This window comes from Rhodanobacter sp. C03, assembly GCF_002001175.1.
GTDB lineage: Bacteria > Pseudomonadota > Gammaproteobacteria > Xanthomonadales > Rhodanobacteraceae > Rhodanobacter.
The window spans coordinates 284530-296154 of sequence record NZ_MUNT01000007.1 but is presented as its reverse complement, the minus strand read 5'-3'; the positions used below and the strand labels follow the sequence as shown (position 1 = coordinate 296154).

The window sequence follows — 11625 nt, the reverse complement described above, 5'->3', positions numbered from 1 at the left end:
CCGTGCACAGCTACATCGATTTCTACAACAACAAGCGCTTACACTCCGCCTTGGGCTATCGTTCTCCCATCGAGTTCGAGGCCCGTTGCGGCTAACCAACCGGTGTCCACTTTTGCGTAGGAACTCTCCGGCTTCGCCGCCGCTTAACTCAAGCGTTAGGCCTTTTATGAAGAGACTTGGTGCCGTCTTTTTTTCGCTCGCGTGTGTCCTGGTACTGGTACCGATTCAGTCCGGTGCTGTGTGCCTCAGAGGACACCCCTCTGTCACAGCGGAGATTGCCACAAGTAGCTCGGTCGTTATTGGAACTGTTATGACTGCAAGAGACGTCACAGGTGATCCGGGAGACCCTGGCGGAATCACAAGCACGATCTATACATTGAAAGTGACCGAAGTTCTTTCCGGACGCTCGCGCTCACAGATCCGTCTTGTCTCTGACAATACATCGAGCAGATTTCCTATGGATGTTAGCAAGAGCTATATCGTCTTTGTTCAATCGAACGGAGGTGAGCTATACACAGATAGTTGTGGCAATTCGGGCGCTTTGCCCAACGCGAGCAGCGTTGTCAAAAAGGTGCGAGGTAAACTCTAGGCTACGCCTAACAGTTCCTTCCAGCGGACAGCCTACGGCTGCCGCTTAACTCCGGCGTTAGGTTGCATTGACAGATTGGTCATACCTGCTGTTTGCTTAAGCTATCTATGCCTTGGGCTTTCTCGGCCTATTCGGCGTTACTTTGCTGCCCCTTCGCGCGCTTTATGCACTACGTCGCAACGCATTTCTTTGGCAGCTTCGGCGCCGCTTGACTACAGCACTGACTGTCACTCCAGGGGAGCACATGGGTCTTCGTATCCGGCAAGTGTTGGCGGCTGTCGTCATTGGCACCACATCGTGTGTCGCATCTGCGAACGATGTTCTGCTTGTTCACTACGACATCGTCGGCAAGAGTGCCAATGACTTGCGCCAAGAGCTCAATACCAAGGGTCCGACTGATAAAGACGGCAAGAGATTTGATGGGATTACTCAATGGCATGTCGCCTGGACATTCCACTATGCGCCCACAACTGAAGGCTGCAAGCTCACTGAAATAAGGACGTCGGTCGAGGGGACAACTACCCTGCCTCGTTGGGTGGACGGAAGCAACGCTTCGAATTCTTTGATCAGAAAATGGCAAGACTACATGGCCGCACTGAGCCTTCATGAGGATGGGCACTATGCTCATGGCGTCGGGGCTGCGAAGGAAATAGAAGCGCTGGGTCAGTCATTTCATGTATCTGACAATTGCTCAACCATCGCCAAAGCGTTTAACGATCAGGCCAGTTCGATACTGGAAAGGTACAAAGCCATGGACGCGACATACGATAACGACACCAATCATGGACAGACTCAGGGCGCGAGATTCCCTTGAACAGCAAGCAGCCCACAACTTATTCGAGCTGACCCGACAGTTCCCGCGATTTGGCACACCTCCTGAACCAACCGTTCAGGAGTCGTCACGAGCCATGTTTCAATAGCGCAACAGGCTGTGCAGTTGCTGGCTTCCTGACCAACGATCACGCCCGCGCAGCGCAAGCAGTTCGATCACCACACCCGCGCCCACCAGCTCGCCACCGAGATGCTCGACCAGCGCGCGCGCTGCCGCCAGCGTGCCGCCGGTGGCCAGCACATCATCGACGAGCAGCACGCGCTCGCCGGGCCTCAGCGCATCGCGCTGCGCCTCCAACCGGTCGCTGCCATATTCCAGCTGGTAGTCCACCGTCACCACCGGCGGCGGCAGCTTGCCGGGTTTGCGCAGCGGCACGAAACCGGCGTGCAGTTTCTGCGCCAGCGCAGCGCCGAAGATGAAGCCGCGAGCCTCGATGCCGCACACCGCCTGCACGCTGCTGCCTTGCCATGGCTCGGCCAGCGCATCAATGCAGCGGGCAAAGCCGCCGGCGTCGGCGAGCAGCGGGGTGACGTCGCGGAACATCACACCGGGCGTGGGGAAATCCGGCACGGCGCGGATCAGTGCGGCGAGGTCTTGCATGAAACTTCCTTGGGGATGGGGCGACCGCTCGAACCGCAGGGTTCGACGCCGCTCAGCATGGCATGGCGAGCGGATCGTCAGGCAGATCGCCGAGCTCGTCGATCGCCAGCCGCGCCTCGCTGAGCCGCGCCTCCACCTCACCCACGATGCCGCTGGCGAGCGACAGGCTCGATTCGGGCACCATCACCGCGATGTAATCCATCGCCGGCAGCTGGCCCACCGCGCCGGTGAGGTATTCGCCGGCAATGAAGGCCGGAATGCCTTCGGCCTCCAGCGCATCCTTGACCAGATGGGCATCGAACAGGTTCTCGGCGCGATAGATCGTGTGCATGGCTTGCACGCTACGCCCCCGCACCGCTGCGGGGCAAGGTCTTGGGGCGAATCCGGGCGATCTGCGCCCGACGGCGCCGACAGGGTAAACTTGGGCGTTTCCGCCACCGCACGCGAGCTTTGCCTGATGTCGACTGAAAATCCCGTTGCCGCTCCCGCCACACCGACGGCGGCCATTCCCCAGGATTTCATCCGACAGATCGTGCGCGACGACCTGGCTGCGGGCAAGCATCACGTGGTACACACGCGCTTCCCGCCGGAGCCGAACGGCTATCTGCACATCGGCCACGCCAAGGCGATCTGTTTGAGCTTTGGCATCGCGGGCGAGTTCAAGGGCTGGTGCAACCTGCGCCTGGACGATACCAATCCGGGCAAGGAAGACCCGGAGTTCGTCGAGGGCATCAAGGACGACGTGCGCTGGCTCGGCTTCGAGTGGCATTCGCTGCGCCATGCCTCGGATTATTTCGAGGTGTTCTACCGTTCGGCGATCAAGCTGATCGAGGACGGTGTCGCCTATGTCGATGACCTCAACGCCGAGGAGATGCGCGAATACCGTGGCACGCTGACCGCACCTGGTCGCCACTCGCCGTACCGCGAGCGCAGCGTCGAGGAGAATCTCGACCTGTTCCGCCGCATGCGCGCGGGCGAGTTCGACGACGGCAGCAAGACGCTGCGCGCGAAGATCGACATGAGCGCCGGCAACATCAACCTGCGCGATCCGGCGATCTACCGCATCCGCAAGATCGCCCACCAGAACACCGGCGACGCGTGGCCGATCTACCCGATGTACGACTATGCGCATTGCCTGTCCGATGCGATGGAAGGCATCACCCACTCGCTGTGCACGCTGGAGTTCGAGGATCATCGCCCGCTGTACGACTGGTTCGTCGACAAGGTCGACCTGCCGAATCATCCGGAGCTGTGGCAGTCGGTGGTCGCCGCCGGTCTGGAGGCGAAGCCGGCCAAGCCACGCCAGATCGAGTTCTCGCGCCTCAACCTCAGCTACTGCATTACCAGCAAGCGCAAGCTGGCGCAGCTGGTCAGCGAGGGCTATGTGGACGGCTGGGACGACCCGCGCATGAACACGCTGCGCGGCCTGCGCCGGCGCGGCTTCACGCCAGCCGGACTGCGCCTGCTGATCGAGCGCGTCGGCGTCAGCAAGCAGAACAGCGTGATCGACTATGCCGTGCTGGAAGGCTGCATCCGCGAGGATCTGGACACCACCGCGGCACGCCGCATGGCCGTGCTCGATCCACTCAAGCTGGTGCTGACCAATCTGCCGGAAGGCCACGAGGAAACGCTGAGCTTCGCCAATCATCCGAAGGATGAGAGCTTCGGCACGCGCCAGGTGCCGTTTTCGCGCGAAGTGTGGATCGAACGCGAAGACTTCGCCGAGGTGCCGCCGAAGGGTTTCCATCGCCTGAAACCCGATGGCGAGGTGCGCCTGCGTGGCGTTGGCATCGTCAAATGCGAGCAGATCATCAAGGACGCCGACGGCAACGTGACCGAGTTGCATGGCACGCTGGATCCGGACACCCGCCACGGCCTGCCCGGCGCGGACCGCAAGGTGAAGGGCACGATCCACTGGGTCAGCGCGCAGCACGCGGTAGCCGCCGAGGTGCGCCTGTATGACCGCCAGTTCAACGTGGCCGCGCCGGAGAATGAGGAAGACGGCAAGAGCTGGCTCGAGCACGTCAACCCGGATGCCAAGCGCGTGGTGCAGGTCTGGCTGGAGCCGGCTGCCGCGCATGTCAATCCGGAGCAGCGCTTCCAGTTCGAGCGGCTCGGCTACTTCGTGGCCGACCGTGTCGACCATCGCGCCACCGCACCGGTGTTCAACCGCACTGTGACCCTGCGTGACGTGTGGGCGAAACCGGCCGGCCAGTAAAGGAGAACCTCATGCTGCCTCAGCAAATCCACCTCACCCTGCCGCCATGGATCGGCGAGGTCGCCGACGAGAGCCGGATCTACCTCACCGATGAGGACAAGGTCGGCCTGGCGATCGAGCTGTCGAAGCACAACGTCGAGCGCAGCCACGGGGGTCCATTCGGCGCGGCGGTGTTCAACGAGGCCGGGCGACTGATCTCGGTCGGCGTAAACCGCGTGGTGCCGCAGACCTGTTCGGTGGCGCACGCGGAAATGATGGCGTACATGACCGCACAACAACGGCTTGCCGCGTTCCGGCTCAACGAACAAGGCGGCCGCTACATCCTGGCCACCAGTGCACAGCCGTGCTGCCAGTGCTACGGCGCCACGGTCTGGGCCGGCGTCGACGAGCTGCTGATCGGCGCGCGCTCGGAGGACGTCGAGGAACTCACCGAATTCGACGAGGGCCCGTTGCCGGCCGACTGGATCGGCGAACTGCAGCGCCGCCACATCGCGGTACGCCGCGACATCCTGCGCGATCAGGCGCGCACCGTGCTGGCCGCCTACGGCGCTGGCGGCACAGCGTATTGAATCGCTGGCGCGCCGCGCTGCCCCTGCTCCTGCTGGTGCTGGCCGGCATCGTGCTGTTCGCTTCCGGCTGGCTGGATCGACTGACCCCGCAGCAGTTGGTGGCCCACCAGAATGAACTGCATGCGCATATCGCGGAGCATCCGTGGCTGAGTCGGCTCACCTTCATCGGCCTGCTGACTCTGGCTACGTCGACCGGCCTGCCCGGCACGATCGTGGTGATCCTCGCCGGCGGCTTCGCGTTCGGCGTGGTCGACGGCACGCTGTGTTCGTCGGCGGGACTGACCCTGGGTTCGCTGATCCTGTATCTGGCCAGCCGCTACGCGTTTGGCGCCGGCAGCCGCCATCCGCCGGCGATCGTGGCGAAGCTGCATCACGGCTTCGAGCAGCATCCGGTGAGCTACACGCTGTTCCTGCGCTTCGTGCCGGTGGTGCCGTTCGGCGCGGTGACGATCGCGCTGGCGTGGCTGCGCTGCCCGCTGTGGCTGTTCGTCGGCGCCAGCTGGCTCGGTGGCACCGTCGCGTTGATCTTCGAAACCTCGATCGGCGCCGGCCTGGGCGCCGCCATGAGCCGGAGCGACACGTTCGGCCTGGGCATGTTCATGCACAGCAACGTGCTGCTGCCGCTGGGCGCGCTCGCCCTGCTCGCGCTGCTGCCGCTGCTGATCGAACGACTCACCCGGCCCTACCGCCACCCCAGGCACCCCGTCGATTAAGTCCGCTGCGCGGCGTTGACCTCCGACCACGCAGCCCGGCCATCCAGCCGACACCTTTCGGCCGGGCTGCCGAGCAGGGCATTTCGCGCTAGGCTCCATACCGGCGGGTACCGCACCGGGGGCTCGGGTAGACAAGATGGCCAGGTTCTGGATGAAACGGCTCTGGCGTCGCGCCTCGCTGATGCAGCGGCTGGCCTTCGTCGCGCTGGTACCCACCTTCGTCACCGCATCCCTGCTGGTGACCATCCTGACCCATTACCAGCTGATCACGCTGCGCGACATGGGGCAGAACACCGCCGATGCGGTCGCCACCCAGGCGGCCTCGATCACGGCCGGTCCGTTGCACGACATGCAGCGGCGCGAGCTGATTCGTATTGCGCAATCGATTGCCAACCTTCCGCACGTGGCACATGTACAGATCCGCGCGGCGAATGGCGAGATTCTCGCCGATAGCAGTGGCCGCAGCGTGGCCAAGCCGCAGGACAGCCTGACCGTGGTGCGCGACGTGGTCGACAGCGACCAGCCGGACGCCGAACCGCTGGGTTCGGTGATGATCGACGTGAGCCTGGGCGAGGCGATTGCCGCGCAACATGCCAGCCTGCGCATTGCCCTGCTCGCTTTTGTGGCGAGCCTGCTGGTCGCGACGGTGATCGCGTGGCAGGCGGCAAGCTGGATCAGTGCCCCATTGCGGCGGTTGGCCCGTGCGGTGCACGAGCTGGGCCGCGGCGATCGCCCGGTCGCCGTCACGGTCACGGACAAGACCGAAATCGGCGAGTTGCAGCATGGCTTCAACACCACTGCGGCGGCCCTGTTCGACATCCAGCGCGGCATGCAGCAGGAAATCGAGCAGGCCACGCAGGAGCTGGCGCGCAAGAATACGGCGCTGGAGGCGGCCAGCGTGGCCAAGGCACGTTTTCTTGCTGCAGCGTCGCACGACCTGCGCCAGCCACTGTATGCGCTGACCCTGTTCTCGTCGGCGCTCGCCGTCGATGAAAACGATCCGGTGCGGCTGGATCGCATCGCGCATATCCAGGAATGCGTGGCCGCGCTCGATCACCTGTTCAGCGAACTGCTCGACCTGTCGCGTCTGGAAACCGGTGCGATGCAGGTCGAGATCAGCGAGTTTCCGCTCGACGATGTCTTCGAGGAGGTGAACCGCAACTTCCGCATGATCGCCGAGCAGCAGGACCTCCGCCTGATCCTGCGCACCACAGATCTATGGGTACGCAGCGATCGCACCATGCTCGCCCGCATCCTCAACAACCTGGTCAGCAACGCGTTGCGCTACACCCACGAGGGTGGCGTACTGATCGGTGCGCGCCGACGTTTGAACGGCACGGTGCGGGTCGACGTCTGGGATACCGGCAGCGGTATCGCGCCCGAACACATGGAGCGCGTCTTCGACGAGTTCTACCGGGTGGACCACCCGGGCTCGGCGGACCGCTCCGGCAGCCAGCATCGTGGTCTCGGCCTGGGGCTGGCCACCGTGCAGCGGCTGGCCGAGCTGCTCGATACCCAGGTGGTTCTGAAATCCCATGCCGGACACGGCAGCGTGTTCTCCTTCCATGTGTGCGAGGTACCGGCACAGCACGTGCGCTCCCTGCAGATCGAGGAGTCGCCGCTGGATGTGGCAGGCATGCGCGTGCTGGTGATCGACGACGAGCCGGCGATCCTTTCCGGCATCCGTTACCTGCTGCGCAGCTGGGGCTGCGAAGTGGCGACGGCCGAGGACCGCGCGCAGGCGCTGGAAGCCGCCGAAGCGTGGCCGACCCAGCCCGATATCGTGATCTCCGATCTGCGCCTGCGTGACGGTGAGAGTGGCCTGGACGCACTGGCCGCGCTGGACCATTACTACCTGCGCGACGGCCTGCCACCGTTCCCGCGCTTGCTGATCACCGGCGAAACGCGTAGCGACCGCCTGCGCGAGATCCAGGCGGCGAAGATTCCGGTGCTGTACAAACCGGTATCGCCGGAGCAGTTGCGCGAGGCGATGATGGCCGTCTGGACGTCCTCACGCAGCATGGTGTGAGTTTGTCTTCCGGCGGCGCCGTCAAGCACCCGTTCAAGTCGCCGGGGCGGCACCGAGCAGTTTGAACAACGACTCGATCTGCGCCGGTCCGCTGGCGCCCGGCGGCGCTTCCGGATGCGTCTGCGCCCACTCCAGCGCGGTGATCAGCGGCACCCACGACAATCCATCATGGTCCTGCTTCGCCTCCAGCTGCCACAACGCGCGGGACACCCGCGCCGCGATCGGCAGGCAATCGATGCTGTCGGGCGTGGGTTGCGCGCAATGCTCTGTCGGTGAAGTGACCAGGTACTCGCGACAGGCCAGCGGGCGCTCCGCGTAGATCGAGCAGGATTCCTGCTCGAGAAACGGACAGGCCACGCCGTTACGGAAATAGTCGATACCGAGCTGTCGCCGCGAAGTCTCGTCCATGCGCGCCGGTGCGCGCAGCCGCTCGAGCATGCCGCTGGCGGCCAGCTTCGCGCGGGCGGCCTCGAACCGGGCCAGCACTTCGCTACGTCGCGGCTCCGGCATCGCGTCGACCACCTGACGCAAACGGTGCGCCTCGGCCGGCGCGATCGGCACCAGCTGCCGGCAGCAGGCACCACAGCCCTTGCGGCAGGAGATCGGATTGCCTTGCGCCGTACTTTTTTCCACCGCGGAATCGACCACCGCGTCAGTGAGGCCACGCAGCAGGTGCAGCAGCTGGCCTGGCGTGGCCGGGCCGGTCGGCACCGTCAGCTGCATCTGCAACGGTTCCCCATCGAGTACCAGTTCGATGGTCGCCGTGACGCTTGCGTTCTGCTGTGTCGGCTCGTTCGCCATGGCGTCATGCCGCTCAGTGCACCTGATAGGACTGCGTATTCAGTTGCAGCACGGCGTCGAACTGCACCTTCTCGCGCTCGGGGCCAAGATTCATCAGCGCCTCCACCCGGAAACGCAAGGCGCGCTCGTAGGCACGCTGTGATTCCAGCACCACGCGCACCCGGGTCAGTCGCGGCTCGTGCAACCCGATCGCCGTTTCCAGCGCACGGCGGATGCGGTCGCGATCGCGCGGACTGAGCAGGCTGTAGGAGGAAAAGTCCGGGATGCCGAACGTCAGCGAGGACTTGCGACACTCCACGAATGCTTCCGGCAATACCCGTGCGGCTTCGGAGCGCGTATTCAGCAGCGCCTCCAGATCGCGCGACACCAGGTCGCGGTAGTCGGTGAGCGACATGCCCCGGCCGCTGTCTTCCGGCAGCGGCTTGTCGGTGAGGCGATCGAGGACGGAGCGCATCGGTGATCCTCAATAGCGATAAAGATGGTGCTGCACTGGCGTGATCACATCGTTGCATTGAGCTTGCGGTCCCAGCCGGCGTGCATCTTGCCCTCGCTGGTACCCTTGCGGCCCTGCGGCTGGTAGGTGAATTCGATCCGCGTGTAAGTGAGCACCAGGCGCTCACACGGTATGGCGGTATCGTCATCCGTTGCCACCGCCCAGCGCGACACCATCACGTCCTGCAACTGGATCTGCAGGTACTCCAGACCTTCTGCGCCGGACGCCTTGCGGCAGGTGAGGATCGCCTTGGCAATCATCTGGCGCGAGGTAGCTGCCTTCAGCAACGGCGCGGATGCCGCGTCGACATGCTTGCTCAGATGAAGATCGCCGACGCGCACGCTGCCCGGCACGGCTCGTCCAGTGGCGGCCTCCTCTAACCGATTTGCGCTGGTGAACACCGGCAGGTCATCGCGCCCCCCGGACGCCCTGCGCACGTCGCGCGACTCGGCGGCATCGTAGTCGTTGACGCCGAACGACCAGCCGAGGATGTCGATCTCACCGGCATGCTCATCGTCGTTCGTCTCGCCCCGGACCCCGTCCAGCTTCAGGAAGAAATCGTTGTTCGAGGTCGTCCTGATCTTCAACTCCGGCACTTCGATAGGCATCGATCTTGCTCCACCTCGTCCGCATCACGCATCGGCACGACATGCCGCAAGGCACGCCGTGCCAGTGCAGTGGCCTGGTTTCAGGACGACCCGCTCACGCCGCCACGTTCGTATGGCGGTTGTAGCTGATGGCAATCGAGCCCTCGAGCGAACCGTCCACCTTCTGCGGCTTGTATTCGTAGCTGATCTTGGCGTAGTTCAAGCCGATCGATTCGTTCGGTATCGGACTGCTGCCGCCGGATGCGCTGGAGTGATAGCTGGAGATCAGCACGTCCTCGAGGGTCAGCTTGAGATACTCCTGCTGCTGGCCACCGGCCTTGCGGCAGACCAGGGTCATGGTCTTGATGTGCTGGCCGGTAGCCACGGCCTTGAGCAACTTCGGCGTCGACTTGTCGGCGTACTTGCTGATCGTGATGTCGCTGAAATCGGCCTTGCCCGCGCCGCCACCGCCGCCGGCGCCGAAGGTGCCCTGGTTGGTCGCTCCCCACGACCACGACTGGATTTCCAGCTCACCCTTGTGTTTGTCATCGGTGGACTCGCCATCGATGCCGTCGATTTTCAGGAAGAAGTCGCTCTGTGACATGGATCAATCCTCGATAGATTCTCAACGCGCCGACTTCGGAAGCTCGGCCACCAGACGCAGCGAGACGCTCAGTTCGTCCAGCTGGTAATGCGGCCGCAGGAAAGCCACCGCCTTGTAGGCCCCGGGTTTGCCGGGCACATCCACAACCTCGATGCTCGCCTCGCGCAGCGGGTACTGCGCCTTCATTTCCTGCGAGGCGTTGTCGTCCAGCAACACGTACTGGGTGATCCAGGTGTTGAGGAAACGCTCGACGGAGGAACGCGAGGCAAAACTGCCGATCTTGTCGCGCATCATCGACTTCATGTAATGCGCGATGCGGCTTACCGCGAAGATGTACTGCAACTGCGAGGCGAGCCGTGCGTTCGCGTTGGCGGCATCGGTGTTGTATTCCTTCGCCTTCTGCGCCGACTGGGTGGAGAAGAACGCCGCGTAGTCGGTGCCCTTGCAGTGCACCAGCGGGATCATGCCCAGGTCCGCCAGCTCCTTCTCGCGACGGTCGGTGATCGCGATCTCGGTGGGGCACTTCAATGCCACCTCGCCGTCGTCGGTGGCGAATGTGTGCGTCGGCAGGCCTTCCACCAAGCCGCCGCCCTCGACGCCACGGATCGCCGCGGTCCAGCCGAACTTGGCGAATGCGTCGGTGATCTTGCTACCCAACGCATACGCCGCGTTGGTCCACAGGTAGCGGCTGTGATCCTTGCCGGACACGTCCTCGACGAAATTGAAGCTCTCCACCGGCGTGGTATCCGGACCATATGGCAGGCGGCCGAGCACATGCGGCATCGCCAAGCCCACGTAACGCGAATCCTCCGAAGCGCGGAACGACTTCCACTTCGCGTATTCGACGGTGTCGAACACCTTGGCCAGATCGCGCGGACCGGCCAGGTCGGTGAAGCTCTCGAAGCCGAACATCTCCGGCGAGGCTGCCGACAGCAGCGGTGCATGTGCCGAGGCGGCCACGTGCGACATCTCCTCCAGCAGGTACATGTCCTCCGGCTGCCGGCTGAACTCGAAGTCACCGATCATGGTGGCAAACGGCGCGCCGCCGAAGGTGCCGTATTCCTCCTCGTAGATCTTCTTGAACAGCGTGGACTGGTCGAAGTCCGAGGCGTTCTTGAAGTCCTTGACCAGATCCTTCTTGGTGCAGTTGAGCACCTTGATCTTCAGCGTGGTGCTGGTCTCGGAATTGTCGACCAGGTATTTCAGGCCGCGCCAGGAACCTTCCAGCTTCTGGAACTCTGGCGCGTGCATCACCGCCGAAAGCTGGTCGGAGAGCAGCTTGTCGATGTCGGCGATGCGCGCATCGAGCGAGGCGATCGCATCGTGCGAGATGCTGATCTGGCCGTCGGTGACCTGGTTCACCAGCTCGGCGATCAGGTCGCGGGTACGATCACGCTCGCTGTCGGTCTTGGCGATGCGACTCTGGCTGAGAATGGAATCGAGCAGACTACCTTCCTGAGTGGCGGCGGCAGTGCCCTGCGCGGATTCTTGCTGTGTGCTGGCCATGTCTTGATCCCTGCGATATCCGTGATGGAGAAGTGCGTCAGTCCGATCGGACGGCGACTCGGTTACGCCGCCCGGCGTGACGAT

The 11625-nt window shown here is 63.7% G+C and carries 12 protein-coding genes; 5 read left to right on the top strand and 7 right to left on the bottom strand.

The genetic code is table 11. The annotated features are described in order from the left end of the window. The first annotated feature begins 833 nt into the window (after positions 1-833). The gene (locus B0E48_RS13570; protein WP_077518670.1) at positions 834-1403 is read left to right on the top strand and encodes a DUF922 domain-containing protein; all 570 of its coding nucleotides are present in this window, start codon (positions 834-836) and stop codon (positions 1401-1403) included. A gap of 99 nt (positions 1404-1502) precedes the next feature. Here the strand turns inward: B0E48_RS13570 and B0E48_RS13565 are convergent, their stop codons facing one another. Next, positions 1503-2021, bottom strand: a complete 519-nt coding sequence (locus B0E48_RS13565; protein WP_077518669.1) for an adenine phosphoribosyltransferase — start codon at positions 2019-2021, stop codon at positions 1503-1505. Between the two features lie 52 nt (positions 2022-2073). Next, positions 2074-2352: a DUF2007 domain-containing protein gene (locus B0E48_RS13560; RefSeq protein ID WP_077518668.1), complete on the bottom strand. Its 279-nt coding sequence runs from the start codon at positions 2350-2352 to the stop codon at positions 2074-2076. A gap of 126 nt (positions 2353-2478) precedes the next feature. On the opposite strand from B0E48_RS13560, the gene B0E48_RS13555 reads away from it, so the two are divergent. The 4 genes from B0E48_RS13555 (at position 2479) to B0E48_RS13540 (ending at position 7550) form a co-directional block, all read left to right on the top strand. Next, positions 2479-4239 carry a glutamine--tRNA ligase/YqeY domain fusion protein gene (locus B0E48_RS13555; RefSeq protein WP_077518667.1) on the top strand — a complete coding sequence of 587 codons (1761 nt, stop codon included), beginning with the start codon at positions 2479-2481 and terminating at the stop codon, positions 4237-4239. An 11-nt stretch (positions 4240-4250) separates the two neighbouring features. Beyond that, positions 4251-4808: a nucleoside deaminase gene (locus B0E48_RS13550; protein ID WP_077518698.1), complete on the top strand. Its 558-nt coding sequence runs from the start codon at positions 4251-4253 to the stop codon at positions 4806-4808. After that, a complete protein-coding gene (locus tag B0E48_RS13545) occupies positions 4805-5521 on the top strand; it encodes a VTT domain-containing protein (protein WP_077518666.1) in 717 nt (238 codons plus the stop codon). Before B0E48_RS13550 ends, B0E48_RS13545 begins: the two co-directional genes overlap by 4 nt. A gap of 151 nt (positions 5522-5672) precedes the next feature. Next, positions 5673-7550 carry a hybrid sensor histidine kinase/response regulator gene (locus tag B0E48_RS13540; protein WP_254423967.1) on the top strand — a complete coding sequence of 626 codons (1878 nt, stop codon included), beginning with the start codon at positions 5673-5675 and terminating at the stop codon, positions 7548-7550. Between the two features lie 33 nt (positions 7551-7583). Here the strand turns inward: B0E48_RS13540 and B0E48_RS13535 are convergent, their stop codons facing one another. From B0E48_RS13535 to tssC, 5 genes are all read right to left on the bottom strand, one after another. Next, a complete protein-coding gene (locus B0E48_RS13535) occupies positions 7584-8351 on the bottom strand; it encodes a YkgJ family cysteine cluster protein (RefSeq protein ID WP_077518665.1) in 768 nt (255 codons plus the stop codon). A gap of 13 nt (positions 8352-8364) precedes the next feature. Beyond that, positions 8365-8805 (bottom strand): type VI secretion system baseplate subunit TssE, encoded by a 441-nt coding sequence (gene tssE / locus B0E48_RS13530; protein ID WP_077518664.1) that lies wholly within the window; start codon positions 8803-8805, stop codon positions 8365-8367. Positions 8806-8849: 44 nt separating this feature from the next. Beyond that, entirely contained in the window at positions 8850-9452 is a 603-nt protein-coding gene (locus B0E48_RS17595) for a type VI secretion system tube protein Hcp (RefSeq protein WP_139350298.1), read from the bottom strand. 94 nt (positions 9453-9546) lie between these two features. Continuing rightward, positions 9547-10035, bottom strand: a complete 489-nt coding sequence (locus B0E48_RS13520) for a type VI secretion system tube protein Hcp (protein ID WP_077518663.1) — start codon at positions 10033-10035, stop codon at positions 9547-9549. A 21-nt stretch (positions 10036-10056) separates the two neighbouring features. Beyond that, on the bottom strand, positions 10057-11541 hold the full coding sequence (tssC, locus tag B0E48_RS13515) for a type VI secretion system contractile sheath large subunit (RefSeq protein WP_077518662.1): 1485 nt from the start codon (positions 11539-11541) through the stop codon (positions 10057-10059). Positions 11542-11625: the final 84 nt, after the last annotated feature.